Source organism: Sporosarcina jeotgali (assembly GCF_033304595.1).
GTDB lineage: Bacteria > Bacillota > Bacilli > Bacillales_A > Planococcaceae > Sporosarcina > Sporosarcina jeotgali.
The window spans coordinates 3,088,271-3,109,079 of the sequence record NZ_CP116341.1; the positions used below are offsets into that span (position 1 = coordinate 3,088,271).

Sequence of the window (20,809 nt, forward strand, 5' to 3'; positions counted from 1 at the left end):
CTCTTTTATTCACCTCTAGATTCTGTTTCCCATTGCGCAATCGCTTCCCGTACTCTTGGTGCTACTTCTGCACCGAGCAAACGGATTGCACTCATCACTTCGTCATGCGGCATAGACCCTACTGGGACGTGGAGTAAGAACCTCGTAATTCCTACTTCTTTCCGCAACTTGATAATTTTTTTGGCTACATAATCTGGATCGCCTACATATAAAGCCCCTTCTGGACCTCTTGCATCATCGTATGCATCACGAGTATAAGGTGTCCAGCCGCGCTCTTTGCCAATTACATTCATGGCATATTGGGTAGACGGGAAAAATGCATCCGCAGCAGCCCGCGTTGTTTCTCCAACGAACCCATGGGAATGAGATGCAATTTTCAATTTTGATACATCGTGTCCTGCGGCTGCGGCTGTTCGCTTATACAATTGTACCAGTGGCGCAAATTGTGTTGGCTGTCCTCCGATAATTGCCAGCACGAGCGGCAATCCTAACTTCCCTGCGCGTACGACTGATTCTGGATTCCCTCCGCTGCCTATCCAGACTGGTAATGGTTCTTGCACAGGCCGCGGATATACACCCCTGCGATCGATTGCAGGTCGATGCTTTCCATCCCAAGAAACCACTTCTGACTCACGTAAATTCAATAACAAGTCCAATTTCTCATTGAACAACTCATTATAGTCCGATAGATCTTGTCCGAATAACGGGAACGATTCGATGAATGACCCTCGGCCAGCCATAATTTCAGCACGTCCATTTGAAATTCCGTCAAGTGTGGCAAAATCCTGAAACACACGCACTGGATCCGCAGAGGATAATACAGTAACTGCACTGGTTAGGCGAATATTAAAGGTTTGAGAAGCCGCTGCAGCCAGTAAAACGGCTGGGGAAGATGCCGCGTAATCTGCCCGATGATGTTCACCGACACCAAACACGTCAAGGCCAACACGGTCTGCCAGCACAATCTCCTCGACCACTTCACGCAGCCGTTCTGCATGACTTTTAATCTCTCTGGTTTCCGGATCTGGCGTTGTTTCAACGAACGTACTAATTCCTATCTCCATCGTTTGTTCCTCCTAAGCGCATTGTTGGTTTCTCTATTGTACTCGTGAATGCACAGAAATGGGGAAAGAATGATCTCATCATTTTTAGTTTTCAAAAATACGAAACTATACACACTTCAAAACGTATACCTTATTATGGACATTATTTTATTAATCACGTACGAACTAAAGGGGGAAATACCATGGAACCCACTCCAATCGTGGAACTGAAGAATTTAACAAAAGTCATCAAGGGAAAGAAGATTATCGATGATTTGAGTTTACAGCTTTACCCTGGTCAAATCACCGGCTTTCTCGGTCCGAACGGTGCCGGTAAAACGACAACCATTCGAATGATGGTCGGTCTGATGAAAAAAAGCGGCGGCGAAGTCGTAATCGACGGGCAAACGCTTTCCGCAGACTTTGAAGAAGCCCTTTCTAAAGTTGGGGTCATTGTTGAAAACCCGGAAATGTATAAGTTCATGTCGGGGTACAAAAACTTGCTGCACTTTGCACGAATGCAAAAAGGGGTAACGAAAGAACGTATCGATGAAGTCGTGAAACAAGTCGGGATGCAAAACCGTATCCATGAAAAAGTTGGGACTTATTCACTTGGGATGCGTCAGCGCCTGGGGCTGGCACAAGCTTTGCTGCACAGACCTAAGTTTTTAATTTTGGATGAACCGACAAATGGTCTGGATCCTGCTGGTATTCGTGAATTCCGTGACTATTTACGTTTAATCGCAAAAACAGAAAACGTTTCTGTTTTCGTATCCAGCCACATGCTTTCAGAAATCGAGCTCATGTGTGACCGGATTGCTGTCATTCAAAACGGTAAACTTGTTGATCTAAGGGATATGCGTGAAACTCAAGAAGCTCATTATTACGTAGAAGCTTTTCCTGCTGATCAAACCTTTGAACTTCTTGGAACTCTTGGATTCAAAACAGAGAGCGTTAATGAGGGATTTGTGATTCAAGCAGAAAAAACTCACATTCCAGAACTCGTTAAAGCTCTGGCAGCAGCAGGACTTGAACTATATGCAATCCAGCCGCATCGGAAAACACTTGAGGACCAATTCCTCGAATTGACAGGAGGTGGCCAGCTTGCTGAAACTGCTTCAAAATGAATGGATGAAACTGTGGTCCAAAAAAGGTACCTGGATTATGGCGGGCTTGGTAGTTGTACTCATTCTTGGAATGGCGGGAATCGTGAAGTGGTCTGATAGTCTAACAGGCGATGAACCCGACTGGAAAGTCAGCGCCAAAAGCGAATTGGAAATGGACAAAAACTCATTAGAAATGGATGTTCTAAAAGGAGAAAGTAAACGGCAGGCTGAAGAGAATGTTCAAATCCTGGAATATAGACTTGCAAACAATGTCGCTCCGCTGAAAGACACTAGTCGCGAGGGAATGATTTATAATCCATCAGTCGGCAGCATCGCATTGTTACTCACTGTTATTGTGGCAGCAGGAATCGTGGCAACCGAGTTTTCTCAAGGAACAATAAAAATGTTATTAACGCGTCCCGTTAAACGTTGGAAAATCATGACGTCCAAGTATCTGGCCATCTTGCTATTCGGTGTCTTGCTGATGATAATTGGCTTTGTAACGACGATTCTAAGTGCTTTCATTTTCTTCCCATCAGGGGGCGGGCAAGCCCTTGCGATATCAGGCGGCAACGTGGTGGATGTTTCGATTTGGGGCCACGGGCTATACATGTTACTGCTCTCGTTCGTCAACGTCATCATTACCGCAACGTTTGCATTCATGATTGGCAGCGTGTTCCGCTCAAGCGGTATGGCAATTGGATTATCCTTGTTCATCTACTTTACGGGTAACGTAATTGTTGTACTGTTAAGCCGCTTCGAAGTCGTTAAGTATTTACTTTTCACGCACATGGATGTGACCATGTACGAATCTAATTTCGTCATAAATGACGACATCACTTTGCCATTCTCGTTAGCCGTCTTAGCTGTGTATCTAGTTGTTTTCTTAATCGTCAGCTATTCAGTGTTTACTAAACGAGATATTACTGCTTAACTTATAAACACCAACTCTAATGGGCATCCTGTCTAAGAGTTGGTGTTTTTTTGTTTTGTAAGTTCCCAATACGTCCTTTTTGGATCAATGGGTTGAACGTTATTGCACGATATCAGTCATTGCTTTGTAACAAATATTACAGAATTTTACCTTGAATTCTTGGAAATTAGTTTATACCTTGCATCTACCGGGTAAAATTGCTTAAGAGGAGGGACAGAATATGCAGACAGAAAGTGAAAATTATGTGATGGTTCGTGAGTTACATCACCTCAACCAAGAATATCAACTTGCGCCCACTCCATTGAAATCCGTTATCCTCACTGACATCCGCCTGATTGAAGATGCCCTCAGCCTATTGAAAGTTGACATCACACCACCTATGTAAGTATTTCTTGATCCTTTTATCTCGGAAGCTAATGAAATGAGTACTATACCCCTTGCACAATTATAGAGTTTGGGGATTTTCATAAAAAACCAGCTCATTCGGTATTGATTAAGCCGACATAAGCTGGTTTTAATGTTTTATAAATGAGCAGCCAGCGCTTGCTTTTCAGTGAGCTCAATTTCGAATCCGAGATCTTCCAGCATATGAAAATCCGAATTGCGTTCCTGACCATCCGTTGTTAAATAATCCCCAACAAATATGCTATTGGCAGCGTACATTCCCATTGGTTGGAGCGATCGTAAGTTAACTTCACGACCGCCTGAAATTCGAATTTCCTTTGAAGGATTCATGTAGCGGAAAAGCGCTAACACTTTCAAGCAATACCGTGGATTCAGTTCATTCGTACCTTCAAGTTTTGTTCCATCGATCGCATGCAAGAAGTTTACTGGAATAGAGTCTGCATTTAACCTGCGCAGTGCACGTGTAATGTCAACGACATCTTCTTTTGTCTCTTTCATTCCGATTATCGCACCAGAGCAAGGAGAGATCCCATACTTTTTCGCAATTTCTACGGTGTCCACACGATCTTTGTACGTATGTGATGTTGTGATGAAATCATGATGACGCTCGGATGTATTCAAGTTATGGTTATACCGGTCAACCCCTGCAGTTTTTAGCTGCTCTGCTTGCTCTTCTTTTAAAATCCCCAAACACGCACAAACGGTTAACCCGTACTTTTCCTTGATCTCTTCAACGGCTTCGCTGACAACGCGTACGTCTTTTCGTGTGGGTCCACGTCCGCTTGCTACGATGCAGTACGTCCCGATATTGTTGTCAAATGCCCGTTTAGCCCCTTCTAGAATTTCCTCTTTGGAGATGAATGGATATTTTTCTATCGGAGCTGTCGATTTCGAAGATTGCGAACAATACCCGCAGTCTTCCGGACAGAAACCACTCTTAGCATTCATAATCATATTCAATTTCACTTTTTTCCCAAAATAATGTCGCCTGATGTCATAAGCCCCGTCCAGCAGCGCTAAGACATCGTCATCACTTGTGTTCAAAATCGACAGTGCTTCTTCATTTGAAATTTCTTTTCCTTCAATGACTTCTTGTGCAAGTGTTTTCCAGTTCATTTTGTCCGCCCCTTTTAATCCCTTTTTGCGTCAACCATTTTAAAAGTAATGTTAACACAAATACACCAACTAGTATACAATGTTAAAGAACTTTGATTTAAGCGTGGTTAATGCTTTAAAAGGTAGAAAAAAGTTTCCATTAGGCAAAAAAAAAAAACCAATCCCATTAGACTAACTCATGGGTTGGTTTTCTAATTATTTACTTCTTAACTGATATCAATCGGTCATCTAGAACTGCAGATGCATCAATTGTTGTTCCTGCAGCTTTCATTGCACGGAAATAGTCTGCGAATAATTCGCGTTGGAAGTCAGGCGTTGACGTCCATTCTACTTCCCCGAATGTATCAAAACCGTCCCCTTCACCAGTTCCAAGGAAGTTGTTTGTTACAACTTTCACCTTCGATTCTGAGAACTTACCATCTTTGTATAAAGATGTTCCATCATTGAGAGTAACGGATAGAATGCGATCACCGTGAGCTCGTTCTGCATCAAAGACTACTTTTAGTCCGCCATATTGAATCGTTAAGAAGTTTGATCCATCTTTCAATGGTCCCTCTAAAATCATCTTAATTTGCTGCGGCGTCATCTCAGAAACGACATTGTAGTTATCAAACGGAATGACACTGAATACGTCTCCATATGTGATATCGCCGCCTTCCATGTTTGCACGGACGCCTCCAATGTTTTGGAATGCCACTTGTGCATCTGCTTTTTGCATCATTGCGTCACTGATTAGGTTCCCTAACTGGCTCACGCCGTACTTCCCTTCTGAAGGTGTGCGTGTCAAATCTCCAGTTGTTTTGCTTACAACTTCTGCAGCAATTTCTTTAACTTGTTCTTGATAACCAGATACAATTCCTGCTACTGCATCGTCTTCCTTTGTAAGCCCAACTTTAGTTTCCAAGATCCCAGACTCAGAAGAGTAAACTTGCTTCGTCTTTTTGTCGATAAATAACTGGATATGTCCCATAGCTGCCGTATAACTTTGTGCTTCTACAACTGGAATATTGTTAACATGACCAGATACCCGTTTATGAGAGTGCCCGCCAACAATAGCATCCAAACTTCCCTTTGACTCCATTGCAAGATCCGTTAGCTCTCCAATGATTTCATCGGAATCTTTCGCATGCTCTCCCGGTAAATGTGATGTCACAATAACAAAGTCGGCTCCTTTTTCACGGAGTTCAGCTGCGAGTTCTTTCGCAATTGGTGCTGGCGTTGGGAAAGACAACCCTTCTACGTGCGTTGCAAGTGTTGTAGCAGGGGTTTGAGGAGTCGCAAATCCGATGATTCCGATTTTGTAGCCACCCTTTTCAACCATTGTATATGGTTCTGCCCAATCTACACGCTTGTTCGTTTTTTCATCATAAACATTGGCACCCATTACAGGGAATTTAGCCTGAGCAATCCGATCCTTCAGAACGTCTACGCCCCAATCGAATTCGTGGTTCCCGATTGCAGCCGCGTCATATTGAATCGCATTCATCGTATCAAATGTAGAAGCTCCTTCAAATGAGTTTGAAATGAGTGTTCCTTGGAAAATGTCTCCGCCATCTACAACAACTGTGCCATCCGGGTTCACTGAACGGAATGCATTCACCAAACCGCCAATGATAGCCATGCCTCCATTTTGGTACTTTTCGTTAAACTCAATGTTTCCGTGAATGTCGTTAGTTGTTAGGAAATCAATTACGTCAAAGACAACAGGCTTAAATGCTTTAGATGCCTCTGCACGTGTAATCTCTTTTTCGTACTCGAACGGTTTGCCATATTCGACATCAAAGGCACCGCCAAGTATCGCGTACGCAATATATGGCTTTAAATATGTTGGTATTTTTGATGCATCTGTATAGTTATTAAGAATGGATAAGTCGACTGAAGGTACTTTCCCGCCTGTTTCACTCAATGTGAAAATCGTAGCGAATTGTCCTTTTGTCAGAGAATGATTCGGTTTGAATGATTGCTTGGTAAAACCGCTTACTAACTTTGACTGTACTGCTTTTGACACAACGTCTTGATATTTTCCAGGTACATCTGTAAAGGACAGTTTAGCTTTAGATCCTTCAAGTTTCCCCGCACGATCTAACATCATCAACAACTCTACACGTTGAAGTGCGTCATTCACTTTTAGATCACCATTAGGCAATCCTAGTAAAATTCCTTGGTCCCGCATAAGTTCAGCAGGATCCTTCACTACCATATCGAAGTTAGTGTTCGCCTCTGCCTGTCCAGCCCCAAGTAACGATAATGCAGCAACTGGTGCCACTAACGCAGCAAGAACTTTTTTCTTCATTCCCTCTCCTCTTTCCCTTATAGGTTTGAATCACGCCATTGTCTATCTTATACACTTTTCAACATTGTAATTATGTAAGGGCTTACACAATATGCTGTATATACGGAAGAAAAGACAGTGGGCTATCCTGTTAACAGTACCAAGTATTCTCATTTTCGGCAATGAGATTATTTTAAATGAATACAAATGAAAAACACCCCCGGCCCTATAGAACCAGGGGTATTAGTAATTGTATTTTATTTTGCTTCAAATGGCTTTCGAACCAGCCCCATATAAATGATGAACGCCATTAGACTGCAGCTAGTAATAACAATTCCCAATGGCCACGCAGTTTGATCGCCTGCAATTCCGACAAGCGGTGAGACGATTGCGCCTGCGGCAAATGGCAATAAACCGAGGAATGCCGATGCACTCCCCGCTGCCTGACTTTGTCGATGCATCGCTAGTGAAAATGCTGAAGTTGAGACCATTCCCACACTTGAAACGACTAGGAAAAAGGCTGTTGCAACAATGAACAATGATCCTTGCTGCCAGATGGCAATCAGCAACACTATACTCCCTGCTAATGAAATAAGTACACCCGTCATGAGGAAGTTCATTTCAGATACTTTATGCGATAAACGCCCCGTAATTTGCGCGGCTAAAATTATTCCAATACCGTTTAACGCGAAGAATAAAGAAAATTGCTGTGGTGTGACGCCATACATGTTTTGCAGGACAAAAGGGGAACCTGCGATATAGGCAAACATAGACGCCATGACAAATGCTTGGGTGAGTGCAATCCCCATAAATTGACGATCCTTAAGTAACCGTGCGAACGTCTTGAATACCGATAAAATTCCCTTTTCTGCACGGTTCTCAATGGGCAGTGTATCCGGTAAAAAACCAGCCGTGCCAACGAACATCAGTAATCCAATTCCGCCAAGTACAAAAAACACAACGGGCCATGAGGCAAAGCTTAAGATGGCACCGCCAGCAATCGGTGCGAGAATCGGGGCTGCCCCATTGACGATGGAGAGCAGTGCCATGAATTTCGTAAGTTCATGCCCTGCATACAAATCACGGGCACATGCTCTTGCGATGACAATCCCTGCTGCGCCCGTTAACCCCTGAACAAAACGCAGGAGAATGAATGGCCATATCGATGTCGTGAACGCACACAGAACCGAAGCAACAGCATAGACAACAAGCGTCAGAACGAGTGGACGCCGTCTTCCGTAAATATCACTCAGCGGACCAAATACGAGCTGTCCCGCACCAAGTCCGATAAGACACGCGGTCAAACTTAATTGAACAAGCGAAGTCGATGCACTCATATCTGATGCTACTGCCGGCAATCCCGGTAAGTACATATCCATCGACAGCGGGCCGAATGCCGTCAACGTGCCGAGCAGCACGACGAGCCAAAGTGTGGGCAGTGGTTTCTTTATAGTGATTGCTTTTGTCATTTCCCCAAATCCTTTTCTATTAAATTCTACGGTGGAGTATAACATATTGAGATGGAATTGGGTTCGGCGGTTTGATGGAATGAGCGGGTTCCTCGTTGGAACGAGCGGGTTCTCCGATGGAACGAGCGGGTTTCTCGTTGGAACGAGCGGGTTCTCTGCCGGAACGAGCGGGTTCTCCGATGAAACGAGCGGGTTCCTCGCTGGAACGAGCGGGTTCTCCGATGGAACGAGCGGGTTTCTCGTTGGAACGAGCGGGTTCTCCGACGGAACGAGCGGGTTCTCTGCCGGAACGAGCGGGTTCTCCGATGGAACGAGCGGGTTCTCTGCCGGAACGAGCGGGTTCTCCGCTGAAACGAGCGGGTTCTCCGCCGGAACGAGCGGGTTCTCCGCCGGAACGAGCGGGTTCTCCGACGGAACGAGCGGGTTCTCCGCTGGAACGAGCGGGTTCTCCGCTGAAACGAGCGGGTACAAATAAGGAATTAATCCAACACTCAAAAATGCCTGACTCACCCTGAAATAGGATGAGTCAGGCATGGAAATCACTTACAGTTCACCAGCTTCAAAGTTCTCGGCATTGATTTCAGTGTCATTTATATTACTAATCACGAATTCGACGTAAGTATCTGAGTCCTTTGTGAGCAACTTGAACTTGTACTTCTTCCCATCTGATTTGTCTGTCTGATCCGTTTGATCATTCCCACACGCAGCAAGTGCCAGCACAATCAGTAATCCTTTGAACAATCCAGTCCATTTCTTTAACATATGTATCCAACACCTGTCAGTCATTTTTTCAACTTCCTCACTATAACTGCCAGATAGACTATAATATACTGTTTTTTAATGAAATGATCACTATTACCAAGTTACTAGAATTTCTTTTGATCCTCGTCACTAGAGTAAACATGGCTCCCAGTAGGTAATGGATCTTTCCTGCTTATTTTTTACCACAAAAAGACGAACGCCTCACTAGCGTTCGCAACTTTTATCATAAAATTATGTTCCACAATACGTTTGATAAGGTACCGACGCAGTCGACGGTGCCGTATAAGGAATCTGCTCTTTAGAATTAGAGTATGGCTCAGTGAGAACTTGGTTCAACTTGTGCAGCACACTAAAATCACCATTTTCTGCTGCTTCAATTGCTTCTTCCACCCGATGGTTGCGCGGAATCACTGCGGGGTTGCTAAGTCGCATTACTTCATTGGACTCTTCTATGGATTCAGTCTGTTGGCCCCTGCGAACCTCCCACTTATTCTTCCATTCGTTAAAAGCATCTTCTGCGAACCAACTTGGCTGTTCGGCACTGGCATCTGTTAATGCTCTGAATGTATTCGTGTAGTCCGCTTTCTTATCTTTCATGATCAGCAGCAACTCTTTCGAAAGGGCTTCATCTTCAGGCTTTTCATCCAGCAAACCGAGCTTTGCACGCATGCCATTCAACCATTCACGCTCGAAAACCTTACCGAATTGAGCTAGCTGTTTTTCCGCTATTTGTATAGCTGCATCCTGACTTTCATCAAGCAGCGGCAACAAAGCTTCTGCAAACCGCGCCAAGTTCCAAGATGCAATACCTGGCTGGTTGCCATATTTATAACGCCCATTTACATCAATGGAGCTGAACACGGTCGCTGGATCGTATACGTCCATAAATGCGCATGGACCATAGTCAATTGTTTCCCCGCTAATCGTCATATTATCGGTATTCATGACTCCGTGGATGAACCCAACAAGCTGCCACTTGGCAATCAATGCTGCTTGCCTCTCAATAACATTTCTGAGCAGAAGTTCATATCGATTTTCTTCAGATGCAACGTCTGGATAATGCCGTTCTATGGCGTAATCAGCAAGCATCATCAAATCCTCAGTTACTTGACGGGCAGCTGCATATTGGAATGTACCTACCCGCAAATAACTGCTTGCGGTGCGGACGAGAACTGCGCCTGGCAATGCGGCTTCCCGATGCACGTCATTCCCAGTCAGCGTAACAGATAGGCTTCGCGACGTAGGTATGCCTAATGCGTACATCGCTTCACTAATGATATACTCACGCAACATGGGACCGAGCGCCGCCAGACCGTCACCGCCTCGTGAAAATGCTGTAGGGCCTGATCCTTTTAATCCGATATCAATTCGCTCACCAGAAGGGGTTATTTGCTCTCCCAATAGAATTGCTCGTCCATCACCCAGCATCGTGAAATTCCCAAACTGATGTCCCGCATAGGCTTGTGCTATTGGCAAAGACCCATCCGGAATTTCATTTCCAGAAAGTGTTTCGGGGTTCAATTCTTCAACGTTCAGTCCAAGTGATTGCGCAAGACCATTATTCACCAATATCACTTTTGGAGAAATTGCCTTTTCAGGAATCGCTTCTGCAAAAAACACTTCTGGCAGCCGACTGTAGCTGCTGTCCAAATTCCATCCTGATTCTAAGACCACGTGATCACTCCCTTTACCTGTATACTACCCCTAGCTTGATCAAAAACGTTAGAAAAATGAATTCTTTGACTGATAAATGAAACGACAGTGCTTTTGCACTCGTCTTTAAGGTACACCCGGGTGGGGCTACTTGAGAAAGGATGGTTGGCATGCCTAGTGAGAACAAATCCTTTCCAGATCGGAAGCAAGAGGAATGGCTCGAACAATTGATGGACCAATACGGAAACCGGTTGACGAATCTTGCGTTCAGTTACCTCAAAGATTGGGGTCGAGCGCAGGAAGTTGTCCAAGATGTATTCGTGACATGTTTTCAGCGAGCGCATCAACTGGAGGAAATTCGTTCCATAGAAGCTTGGCTGTATCGGATTACCATTAATCGATGTAAAGATGTGTTGAAAAGTTCGTGGATTAAGCGTGTGATTGTGGGGAGTACGCTTTTTCAGTTTCTTCGATCTAAAGAGCCGACCCCACAGGATTACATGCTTCAAAACAGTAACGATGAACAGCTGGCGCAATGCGTGCTCGCACTTCCACTTACGTATCGAGAAGTCATTTTGCTCTATTATTACGAGGATCTGACAGTACCCGAAATTAGCGAACTGCTGAACGTCAACCAAAACACTCTTCGGACCCGGTTAAAAAGGGGCCGGGAAAAATTAGCGCAATTGCTGGAAGGCGGGGATCCGAATGAACGATAAGGAAAAAAAAATCCGTTCTGCTTTAGATAAAACCGTATTTCATAAAGAGTCATTTACCCAACAGGACAAACAAACTGTCAGACGAAAAATACAGCGCACACAACGTCCAGCGCGATTCATTCCTGCTATTGTCGGTACACTCTTCGCTGCGTCCTTAGTTTTCATTGGAATGTTTTTAATAAATGATGAACTGTTGAATTCCGCAAAACAAAACGGCCTATCCACTGAAGATTTGAATAGCACAGGGGAGTTTACGATAGCAAACCTTTCTTCAGGGCCTTTTCACTCCAATGAAACCTATTATATTGTCTTGCCACTGACTTGGAACGGGAACAGCACTGCAACCATTAAAGAGGTTGAATTGGTTAAAGTGAATGAGCAATCTCTACAGACGACCGATGGAATTTCTTATACATTCTACGGGGGGAACGCGACAAAAAAGTCCGGCGTTTATGCACGGAACAAAATTGGAAAAACTTTTGATATTCATGACTTTGTGATTGAAGATGAAAGCAGTTTAATTTTGAAAGCGCTACTGACAAATGTAGTCCCTGACAAAACCCGTGCCATTAAAATTCGATACTCTGTGAACGGTGAAGAAAAGGAACAGCTCTTGGCAGCAGGTATCATCCAAGGCTTGGAGACGTTTGCTGAAGATACGTCTAATGATCAGGCTGCTGTAAAGTTAAATACAGCTGAACAAAATGTATATACTGCATTTGAGGAAGATTTAGATACTCAACATTTAGTCGGGTTATCCCCTATGAGTGTTGCAAAGCTATACATTCACGCCTCTTATTCGGGAAATTACGAGGCAGTCTATGCACTTTACACTGACCGCAAAGAGTATATCCAATGGAGTAAAGAAGAGGACCAAGCGATTCCTGAAACTGACCGCGGTACCGCGGAACAATTGGCGCAGGAATTTCAAGATTTTGAACAGGGTCGTTTTCTTCAGACAAGTAAAATTGAAGGGTACATTGAATATTATCCAACTGGCAAAAACGAACCGCCTGCTGGATTCCAATTAATCAAAAACGAAGACGGCATTTGGCAAGTTGCATTCATGCCGACTCAGTAACAGAGAAAACCAGTGAATTGTCACGGAAGAGCCCTATACCCGCCGTCCAATCCACTGGTTTTAGTTATCCTGCAGGTTTTTGGTGTCTATAATGTAAAGTGGTGTTTTCTGTCCTTCTCCGTTTACAATGAGTTTTCCGGAGTCATTAAAACGCGGTTTCACAAGTCTTTCACCGACACCGTTCAACGTCTTAATCTCTTCTGCAGTGTCCTCTTTCAAGTGGAATAGCTTGACGGTATCGCTATCTCTCTTATTCACACTGAGCGCCAAAAAATCATCATAGATTGCATACGCGCTATTTCCAGGGACATCCAGCATATGAACTTTACCAGTATCTAAGTCAAGATAACCAAGTGAAAAATCGTTCCCATTATAAGAAAATTGACCATACATTCGATCGTCCTCCAATGTTAGATAAGAAACACTCTTATAAGGTATCTTGTAGGTTTGCCACAGTTTTCTGCTCTCAAGATTATAAATGGATACGTAAGCCGATGAGCCAGTTTCTCCTTCTAACTCTTCCACCATAGCTGTTCTGCTATTCCGTACATCCGTTACACTGATTCCATTCCCATTAATATCATGAAGTTTAATTTTAAAATTGGTTTCCAAATCATAAAGATAATAGACTGGATGGTCGGTGATCGCTAGATATAGAATTTGGTCACCTATCAATTGAACCTCTATATAATCCTCTAGCAGCACATGTTCTTTACCTGTTTTCCTATTTAAAATGTGAATTTCACTATTGCCCCAGACCACCCAGTTTTCACTTGCCTCTAGTGACACACTGGAGAATTCAATAGTCTCTGAAGGCGGCACCAGTACAGTCTCTGTTTTATCATTGATGGAATACGAATATATACCTCTTTCATCCGTGTGGATGATTTCATTATTCTCTTCAACATAAATGGAATTGATTAAATTCGGGTAAGCTACATTTGGTACGACAACTTTTTGGATTGTTTCCTCATAAAGGGCTTCCTGAAAAGCATGTTCTTGCTGCCCTTGCTCCACGTAAGGGACTGCGAGAACACCTGCCACAACAACAAAAGCCGCAGCCGTCATGAGGGGCTTCAGCGTTAATCCCTTCGGCACCGCTTCAGCATCGAGCCGTTGGTGAGCTTGATGAAGAATCCGTTGCTTTAACGCGTCTTCCAAAATTAGTCTTTCTGGCAATACTGCGTCTAATTGGTCCTGCATTTTATTAGTCATCGGTGTTCTCCTCCCTCAGAATTCCTTTTACAAGTTTTCGTGCACGCGCTAATCGGGTTTTCACTGTATTGACAGAACACCCCAGTACCTCTCCTACTTCAGAAACCTTCATTTCTGCATAATAAAACAGCCAAATTACTTCTTTGTACTTTAACGGAAGACGATTAATTAGCCGTTTTAGCTCTTCACTCGATTCCTCATTTAACACCTGTTCCTCCGTATTTTGAAGGGACACTAGTAATTGTCCAACTTGATAGGAAAGCTCTAGCTTTCGATAATGCCAGCTTTTAAAAAGATTGTGGCATTGGTTTATCGCAATTCGATATAAATACGTTTTAACGGAGGAACGATGCTCGAACTCTTCGATATGTATGTAGTATTGAATGAAAACCTCTTGGACGATATCTTCTGCTTTGGTCTTTTCTTTAACGATTGCGTACACAACCCGCAGAAGATAATCGCCATGTAGATCCATCGCTTCAACAAGCAGCCGGTCACGTTCATCTCTTTCCAATCCGCCACCTCCACTTTCTCTCTATCTGTTAGACAACACATAATGGAATACGGTTTCATTTTCATTCTACGGCAAACAAAAAAGCAGAGCACGGTGTCTCTGCTTCTTCTCATTCTAGCTTTTCAGCTGTCTTAACTGTCGGGATAGCTCAAAAAATCGCTGATCTAGTTTGCTGTATTCTGGATTCCCCGGTGTCAGCAGGCTCAACTTCCCTAATACTTCCTGCAATTGGGTTTCAATCCGAAGTTTTTCTTGTTCAGATGACGGAACGGCGGGAGAGGACTTTCTACTTTCCCACTCCTTCAAACTATACGGCACTTTACAAACTGTCCCATTTTCAAACAACAGCAGTCCGTCTGCTAGACGCTCCGTAAAATACCGATCGTGCGATGCAAATAACAACGTTCCCGGATACGTTTCCAACGTCCGCTCCAGTTCTTCACGTGAAGGAAGATCCAGATGATTCGTCGGTTCATCGAGCAAAAGTACATCTGTTTTTCTGCGGATGAAATCCAGCAGCTTCACTTTCAACCGTTCGCCTTGACTAAGTGCCCCGAGCGGAAGCTGCCACTGACCGGCCGAGAATCCTAAATTCGTCAGCTGAATTCGAAGAAACCCTTGTTCCTCGTAAGAAGGTGAATAAAAATATTCGCCCATCGTTTGCTCATCTGGTAAATCGAATGCGGTTTGACGCAAGTATCCGACAGTCAACCCTTCAGACAACCAGACCCCACCTTCAAAATCAGTCTCTCCTAAAAGCATACGGAACAGTGTCGTTTTACCGGAGCCATTTGGTCCGAACAGCGCAAGTCGTTCACCTGACTGTACTGTAAATGCAGCGTGATGAAAAAGTTGTCTATCACTAAAAGCTTTGCCAGCATCTTTCAGTTCAAGTACACGCTTTCCTTTCTTACGCAGCCCTTCCAGTTCGAACGAAACTGACGTCTCTGCCTCAGGTGCTTCTATTCGACTTTTTTCCAGTTCAGCTTCTAATCGAGTTCGTTTCGAACGGATTTGTACATTCCGCTTCTTTACTTTCTTTCGATAATATTCTTTAGCTCCCATGGCTCGGCCGCCTTTTTTCGCAGACTCAGCATGCCCTTTCTCAGACCACGTATCCAGCTGCTCAATTTGGCCTTCTATTTCGGCGATGTACTGCTGCTGCTCTTCATAATGTTTTTGCTGAACGAATCGCGCGTGGTCTTTCTGCTTGCGATAATCTGTGTAATTGCCTTCATAGACTGTCAATTCTCCGTTTTCGATTTCGAAAACGGAGTCCGCGAGACGGTCGATGAAATACCGGTCATGGGAGACAAACAGTACTGTTTCCTTACGTTCTTAAGTGTTTCTATGAGCCGCTCCACACTTTCAGCGTCCAAATGATTGGTCGGTTCATCCAACAGCAAGACTTCACGGTTTTCAGCGAGCGTAGCTGTAAGTCTCATTTTGACTCTTTCCCCACCGCTTGCATGAGCGTATTGTGCATCTTTCGGCACATGCCAGTGACTGCGATTTTGAAGGAGTCCGGCTTGCGTCCAATCCACGGCGTCCACTGTTTCAGCCTCTTGTTTGTAATATGAAATGGATGGCGTTCGACCAATCCAATCAATTCCTCCAGAAGAAGGTTCTCGTTCACCTGCCAGAATTGATAAAAGAGTGGTTTTCCCTGCCCCGTTCGGCCCGACTATTGCTATTCTTGCTCCTAAAGAAATTTCTGCGCTGAGTCCGTTAAAAATACTAACATCCCCATATCCAGCTGATACCTTGTTCACTATTCCACGTAACATCTGCATTCCTCCAGTTGGAAGGGAACATAAAAAAGATCCCTCCGTAAATTAATCGGAAGGATCGGTCCTGTCAGCATCTCAAAAAAGCCTCAACTCTATTGGTGAGCATCGTTGTATCGACTCAGCAAAGGTTGAAAGTGGCAATTATAAATGGACAGACCAATCCCGTTTTTCTACATAACGAATCATTCGTTTTGAGAATTTAGGAATTAGTTATCCATCAGCCACCCTCAGCCCTTTCTGTCAGTTAGTCTATTCATTATAGCAAGGATTAAATTGTTCGCAAGTGATTCCAATCACTATTTCCCGACAATTCTCCATTATTTCCCCGGAAATAATGGATATTCCGACAAGATATTTCCCGAAAGTTCGCGGTGAAACGGATCAGTTAAGCTGGTTTATTACTACCTTTACCGCCAGGCGGACATTCCGCCTTTAACATTGATCACATCACTGAATCCTTGTCTTTTCAGTATTCCAGCTGCACGCGCACTGCGCATCCCGCTTTGACAAATCACATACGTTTCTTTGTTTTTGTCCAGCTCTTCTAATCTCTTACTTAGATCGTTTAAGGGAATATTTTTAAATTCTTTTACGTGACGGCTTTGGTATTCGCCGAGTGTTCGAACATCTATAAATTGCTTCGATTTCTCTTTCGTTAATGCTTTTACCTCAATCGCAGACATCGTCCGAATTCCTTTTGCAGGTTTCATGCGCCACACAAAGACTGCCGCAATTAATAGGATTATGATCCAACTCATCGGTAACTCCTCCACTTGTTTTCTATTTTCTTAAATATACCTGTACGGGTATATAAAATCAATAAATTAGCCCATGTAAAAACGCAGATACTGAGGATCTGCGTTTACATAGGTTTACTTTTTCTCGGATAATGCTAGAAAGAAAGTCGCAACTGGTCCAAGCAAGAGTGAAAGCAAGAACCAGTTAAGACCCGATCGATTTTTCCCTTGTGCTAATACGGCATTGATCAACATAAGTGTTCCCCAACCAACAAAATAGCTTTCATCCATAGTGTATACCTCCCGATCCGTCGAGACTTCTATCTATACTACGTATCGAAAGTCTATTCGGTTTCATTTCCATCAAGAAGCTCCATCATTTTTACGGGCAATCCATTGACTCACAAGTAATAGGACGAACCCTGCCAGTAAAGAGGCTACCCAAGGTAATTCAATAACGGGGCCTTTATCTTTAAAGAAAAATGCTATTCCCATAAACAAACCAAATACCACTATTCCGGAAAACCCTCCGGCAATTGCAACTTTCCAAGTACTTTTCTTCTTTTCAAATGCAGTTTTGTTTACTACTTTCATAAGCACTATCACGCCTACTGCGACTATTAAAAGTACTGCTGCTAGCAAAGTGGCAGTTGAAACCAGATAGAGATGTTCGTCAACTGGTTGGAAAAATGACAATACGCCCAAAACAGCACCGCGTGCGAGAACCATCCAACTTAACACACTGATTGCTAACTGTATCCCAAACAACACCTGGTTTTTCTTTTTCTCTTTCGGCATCTGTCCAATCAATTCATCTGCATATGCTCTTGGATCTCCACCGAATATTTCTTCTGCGCTTTTTCCATCCTGTTGACCTTCTAACAGATGTTCAAGCATTTCCATAAGCAGCTCTTCCGTTGCCCGTTCAGAGAGGAGAAACTTTGAACGGATGTAAACGAGGATGTTGGAATAGTACTTTTCGTTTGCTTCAGTCAAGTGTTCACGTTTTTCATTATTTTCCTGAATCAATTCTTTAGTTGTCACCATGGTTTACCTCCCCTTTCAATAATGTCGTTACCGGTACTGCGAGTTTCCCCCATTCGGCGCGAATAAGTTCCAACGCCACTTTGCCGTCTGGTGTTAACGTATAATATTTCCTTCTTGGTCCAGATTCGGATGCACGCATTTCCCCTGAAATCCAATGATTCTTCTGTAATCTCAGCAAAACAGGATAAATAGTGCCTTCACTCACATCATCAAGTCCGACTTTCTGCAGTTTAGCGGAAAGCTCATACCCATACACTGTCTCGTTTTCAATGATGGCAAGAACACAGCCATCTAGAATCCCCTTAAGCAGTTCACTTCTAACTGACACGAGACCACTCTCCATTTAGTATATTGCCATACAAGGTAGCATTTCGAAAAAATAGCTACCTTGTGACGCAAAGTAGTAATAATGTTAGTGTATTCCCGCCAAATTAATATGTCAACCGGAATGTTCAGAAAAGTAAATTGCATTCTTGCATTATATGTTAGGATAGCAGAAGGAGGGATTACCAATGAATCCGGTCACATTCGAAGACATTTATAATGCTGGGATTGTCGCCTCATCTTCTGAGACATATATCCATTATCATCTGCCCGATATGCCGCTTTATTATGACAGTAATTATATTGCATTTAAAAGGATGCCTACAATCCGTGAGTTTCAAAAAGCAGAACAGGCTTTGAAAGTCTATCATACCGCACGAGATCAACATCACTTGAAATTCACATTCCCTCAGGATGAGCCTATTTCAAAAGAAGTGAACGCTTATTTGAACAGGAATGATTATGACACTGGCTTTCTAGAATTATATGTACTAAATCCAAAAGACTTTCCCGACGTTCCTCCATCTTCAGGTATTCAAGTGTCACCAGTAACTGAGAGCAATCTTGAAGACTTCCTCCACTTACAGCAAACAATTGATGAGCAATTCGGGAAAGAGTTTGCAGTTCAAAAACGGCTGCAGCATAAGAAGAATTTCTTTGATCCTCATGTTGTGCAGCTCGTCGCAGCCTTTGACGATGAATTAGCAGGCTCTGTAGATTTGATTGTTAATGAACAAACTGTCGAAATTGACGGATTACATGTATTAGAAAAAATGAGACATAAAGGTATTGGGAGTCAATTGCAGCGGTGGCTGATGGAACAGTATCCTGACAAACTAGTTATTCTCGTCGCTGACGGTGAAGATACACCAAAAGAAATGTACTTGCGACAAAACTATAAGTTTGCTGGCTACCAATACGAGACGGTAAAAGCGTAACTGTCATTTTGGAAACTATTGCCTGCCTCATGCTAAACTAATGATAGACAGTATTCTAAATAGGTCAGGACGTGAAAGTAATGAAAGATCTTGCACAATCTATACAGACTCAACTATTAGTTTCGATGTTGGATGGCAGTCGAGTAGCAACCCTAGTTACAGACCCCTCCCAACCGGACAATCCGATTATTTATGCGAATCGGACGTTTGAAACAATGACGGGGTACCCATTAAGCGAAACAATCGGTCAAAATTGTCGTTTTCTTCAAGGTCCGGGCACTGATCAGTTAGCAATTCAGCAACTACGCGATGCTATACGTAAAAAAAATGAAATTACCATAACACTAAAAAACTATAAAAAAGATGGGACATTATTCTGGAACCGCCTTTCGGTGACGCCCGTCCAAATTGAAGGGCATTCTTTCTTCATCGGGACCCAAACCAATGTCTCCGTTGAATACAGGCAGCGTGCCGAATTAACGAACAAGGAATCAGAAATCGAACAACTGATGCTTCCAATCATGACAATTCATGACAATATTGCTGCCGTCTCCCTTATCGGAGAAATGAGTCCGCAGCGTTTCAATTTATTGACACAAAAACTTAGTGAATTTGTTCAAAAAAGTGGTGTGGATCATGTCATTATCGACATAACAGGACTGTATTGGAATCATGAGTCCCCGCTAACCAGTTTGTTAGCTGTCCAAGATGTGTTAAGACTCATGGGAGCCCAGCTCTATATCACTGGTATCTCTCCAAAAGTAGCGCTGTCATTAACAGGAACGAACGTATCTGATGAGCAACTACAAACATTTTCAAGTATTCAGCAAGCACTTGCCAAAATCCAATAGACAATAGATTGAAGTATGAATTCCAGAAATATCTGCCGCTGATAAGTATCTCCATTCGATTTAAGGAGACTCTGGATGTTATCAAGAAAAATCTTGGCTGCTTCTGGTTCAGGAGTACTTTTTTTCATATTGCTCGGCTTCTTTATCCCTGTTCCTTTCGGGAAAACAATCACGTCAGTGCCCCAATATTTCGAGTCCGTGTTCCTGAGTATTTCCGGTTATTTGCTTTACGGTACTTCAATTATACTTTTTTACGGTATTACGTGTTCAATAATCAGTGAAAAATCAGCTGTGTTAATTAGTAAAAAAGTTAAATCTAACCGATTAGATTTACCTATTTCAGGATTGCTCCACGCAAGCTTCGGGTTCGTTTTTTCAGGATATGGACTCATTGCATCGTTGTTATTTTATGCTGTAGATCACTTGATTAAAAGTAGAAAAATAACCGTTTCACGGAAACAGCTAGTAACGGCTTTAGTGCTTCCCATTGCACTATATGTCCTCTGTATGGGAACACTTGCAACCGCAGATTTCTTATCAGGCGGATGGAAAGACCTGCTCGTTTAAAAATGAACATGCAGGTTGCAAGCTCACTAATAGCTGTGCTAGACTTTGAGACAATCGAATAATATTCCTTCGGGGCAGGGTGAAATTCCCTACCGGCGGTGATGAGCTTTGATGGCTCTTAGTCCGTGACCCGGATGCAATTTTGCAGACGGTGGATTTGGTGAAACTCCAAGGCCGACAGTTAAAGTCTGGATGGGAGAAGGAATGGTGCGTTTTTCAAATTTTTCTTTTGACTGACGCTTATTTTGTCATGCTTACCCAGCCCC

Annotated in this window: 23 protein-coding genes and 1 riboswitch; of the genes, 9 read left to right on the forward strand and 14 right to left on the reverse strand. The window is 43.3% G+C overall.

What is annotated here, in order from left to right; genetic code table 11:
- Positions 1–5 precede the first annotated feature (5 nt).
- Entirely contained in the window at positions 6–1,064 is a 1,059-nt protein-coding gene (locus tag PGH26_RS15575; protein ID WP_323691923.1) for an LLM class flavin-dependent oxidoreductase, read from the reverse strand.
- A gap of 182 nt (positions 1,065–1,246) precedes the next feature.
- Here PGH26_RS15575 and PGH26_RS15580 point away from each other — a divergent pair, with 182 nt between their 5' ends.
- From PGH26_RS15580 to PGH26_RS15590, 3 genes are all read left to right on the forward strand, one after another.
- The gene (locus PGH26_RS15580; protein WP_323691924.1) at positions 1,247–2,170 is read left to right on the forward strand and encodes an ABC transporter ATP-binding protein; all 924 of its coding nucleotides are present in this window, start codon (positions 1,247–1,249) and stop codon (positions 2,168–2,170) included.
- Positions 2,139–3,083 (forward strand): ABC transporter permease, encoded by a 945-nt coding sequence (locus tag PGH26_RS15585; protein WP_323691925.1) that lies wholly within the window; start codon positions 2,139–2,141, stop codon positions 3,081–3,083. Before PGH26_RS15580 ends, PGH26_RS15585 begins: the two co-directional genes overlap by 32 nt.
- 220 nt (positions 3,084–3,303) lie before the next feature.
- The gene (locus PGH26_RS15590; RefSeq protein WP_323691926.1) at positions 3,304–3,468 is read left to right on the forward strand and encodes a hypothetical protein; all 165 of its coding nucleotides are present in this window, start codon (positions 3,304–3,306) and stop codon (positions 3,466–3,468) included.
- Positions 3,469–3,605: 137 nt separating this feature from the next.
- Here PGH26_RS15590 and bioB read toward each other — a convergent pair whose 3' ends face one another.
- The 3 genes from bioB to PGH26_RS15605 form a co-directional block, all read right to left on the reverse strand.
- Positions 3,606–4,604, reverse strand: a complete 999-nt coding sequence (gene bioB, locus PGH26_RS15595; protein ID WP_323691927.1) for a biotin synthase BioB — start codon at positions 4,602–4,604, stop codon at positions 3,606–3,608.
- A 199-nt stretch (positions 4,605–4,803) separates the two neighbouring features.
- Complete coding sequence (locus PGH26_RS15600) at positions 4,804–6,897, reverse strand: 5'-nucleotidase C-terminal domain-containing protein (protein ID WP_323691928.1); 2,094 nt, start codon at positions 6,895–6,897, stop codon at positions 4,804–4,806.
- 236 nt (positions 6,898–7,133) lie between these two features.
- Positions 7,134–8,345, reverse strand: a complete 1,212-nt coding sequence (locus PGH26_RS15605; protein WP_323691929.1) for a multidrug effflux MFS transporter — start codon at positions 8,343–8,345, stop codon at positions 7,134–7,136.
- Positions 8,346–8,391: 46 nt separating this feature from the next.
- Between PGH26_RS15605 and PGH26_RS15610 the strand changes: the two genes are divergently transcribed.
- Complete coding sequence (locus PGH26_RS15610; RefSeq protein ID WP_323691930.1) at positions 8,392–8,820, forward strand: hypothetical protein; 429 nt, start codon at positions 8,392–8,394, stop codon at positions 8,818–8,820.
- A gap of 68 nt (positions 8,821–8,888) precedes the next feature.
- Here the strand turns inward: PGH26_RS15610 and PGH26_RS15615 are convergent, their stop codons facing one another.
- Positions 8,889–9,107, reverse strand: coding sequence for a hypothetical protein (locus PGH26_RS15615; protein ID WP_323691931.1), 219 nt, complete (start codon positions 9,105–9,107; stop codon positions 8,889–8,891).
- A 231-nt stretch (positions 9,108–9,338) separates the two neighbouring features.
- On the reverse strand, positions 9,339–10,781 hold the full coding sequence (locus PGH26_RS15620; protein WP_323691932.1) for a protein adenylyltransferase SelO: 1,443 nt from the start codon (positions 10,779–10,781) through the stop codon (positions 9,339–9,341).
- Between the two features lie 149 nt (positions 10,782–10,930).
- Between PGH26_RS15620 and PGH26_RS15625 the strand changes: the two genes are divergently transcribed.
- On the forward strand, positions 10,931–11,479 hold the full coding sequence (locus tag PGH26_RS15625; protein ID WP_323691933.1) for a sigma-70 family RNA polymerase sigma factor: 549 nt from the start codon (positions 10,931–10,933) through the stop codon (positions 11,477–11,479).
- The gene (locus PGH26_RS15630; RefSeq protein WP_323691934.1) at positions 11,469–12,560 is read left to right on the forward strand and encodes a hypothetical protein; all 1,092 of its coding nucleotides are present in this window, start codon (positions 11,469–11,471) and stop codon (positions 12,558–12,560) included. The genes PGH26_RS15625 and PGH26_RS15630 overlap by 11 nt, the downstream gene beginning before the upstream one ends.
- Positions 12,561–12,620: 60 nt before the next feature.
- On the opposite strand, the gene PGH26_RS15635 is transcribed toward PGH26_RS15630, so the two are convergent.
- The 8 genes from PGH26_RS15635 to PGH26_RS15670 all read right to left on the reverse strand — a co-directional run bounded on the left by PGH26_RS15635 (position 12,621) and on the right by PGH26_RS15670 (position 18,191).
- Positions 12,621–13,775, reverse strand: coding sequence for a hypothetical protein (locus tag PGH26_RS15635; protein ID WP_323691935.1), 1,155 nt, complete (start codon positions 13,773–13,775; stop codon positions 12,621–12,623).
- Positions 13,768–14,289, reverse strand: a complete 522-nt coding sequence (locus PGH26_RS15640; RefSeq protein ID WP_323691936.1) for a sigma-70 family RNA polymerase sigma factor — start codon at positions 14,287–14,289, stop codon at positions 13,768–13,770. Before PGH26_RS15640 ends, PGH26_RS15635 begins: the two co-directional genes overlap by 8 nt.
- Before the next feature lie 114 nt (positions 14,290–14,403).
- On the reverse strand, positions 14,404–15,537 hold the full coding sequence (locus PGH26_RS15645) for an ATP-binding cassette domain-containing protein (protein ID WP_323691937.1): 1,134 nt from the start codon (positions 15,535–15,537) through the stop codon (positions 14,404–14,406).
- Positions 15,534–16,076 carry an ATP-binding cassette domain-containing protein gene (locus PGH26_RS15650; protein WP_323691938.1) on the reverse strand — a complete coding sequence of 181 codons (543 nt, stop codon included), beginning with the start codon at positions 16,074–16,076 and terminating at the stop codon, positions 15,534–15,536. Before PGH26_RS15650 ends, PGH26_RS15645 begins: the two co-directional genes overlap by 4 nt.
- 410 nt (positions 16,077–16,486) lie before the next feature.
- On the reverse strand, positions 16,487–16,837 hold the full coding sequence (locus PGH26_RS15655) for a rhodanese-like domain-containing protein (protein ID WP_323691939.1): 351 nt from the start codon (positions 16,835–16,837) through the stop codon (positions 16,487–16,489).
- Positions 16,838–16,951: 114 nt separating this feature from the next.
- The gene (locus PGH26_RS15660) at positions 16,952–17,107 is read right to left on the reverse strand and encodes a hypothetical protein (protein ID WP_323691940.1); all 156 of its coding nucleotides are present in this window, start codon (positions 17,105–17,107) and stop codon (positions 16,952–16,954) included.
- Between the two features lie 72 nt (positions 17,108–17,179).
- On the reverse strand, positions 17,180–17,863 hold the full coding sequence (locus tag PGH26_RS15665) for a DUF1129 family protein (RefSeq protein ID WP_323691941.1): 684 nt from the start codon (positions 17,861–17,863) through the stop codon (positions 17,180–17,182).
- On the reverse strand, positions 17,850–18,191 hold the full coding sequence (locus PGH26_RS15670) for a PadR family transcriptional regulator (protein ID WP_323691942.1): 342 nt from the start codon (positions 18,189–18,191) through the stop codon (positions 17,850–17,852). The genes PGH26_RS15665 and PGH26_RS15670 overlap by 14 nt, the downstream gene beginning before the upstream one ends.
- Positions 18,192–18,375: 184 nt before the next feature.
- Between PGH26_RS15670 and PGH26_RS15675 the strand changes: the two genes are divergently transcribed.
- The 3 genes from PGH26_RS15675 (at position 18,376) to PGH26_RS15685 (ending at position 20,543) form a co-directional block, all read left to right on the forward strand.
- The gene (locus tag PGH26_RS15675; RefSeq protein ID WP_323691943.1) at positions 18,376–19,125 is read left to right on the forward strand and encodes a GNAT family N-acetyltransferase; all 750 of its coding nucleotides are present in this window, start codon (positions 18,376–18,378) and stop codon (positions 19,123–19,125) included.
- Between the two features lie 80 nt (positions 19,126–19,205).
- The gene (gene ytvA / locus PGH26_RS15680; RefSeq protein ID WP_323691944.1) at positions 19,206–19,976 is read left to right on the forward strand and encodes a YtvA family blue-light photoreceptor; all 771 of its coding nucleotides are present in this window, start codon (positions 19,206–19,208) and stop codon (positions 19,974–19,976) included.
- 75 nt (positions 19,977–20,051) lie between these two features.
- Entirely contained in the window at positions 20,052–20,543 is a 492-nt protein-coding gene (locus tag PGH26_RS15685; protein WP_323691945.1) for a hypothetical protein, read from the forward strand.
- A 61-nt stretch (positions 20,544–20,604) separates the two neighbouring features.
- A riboswitch (FMN riboswitch) is annotated at positions 20,605–20,751 on the forward strand.
- The last annotated feature ends 58 nt before the right edge of the window (positions 20,752–20,809 follow it).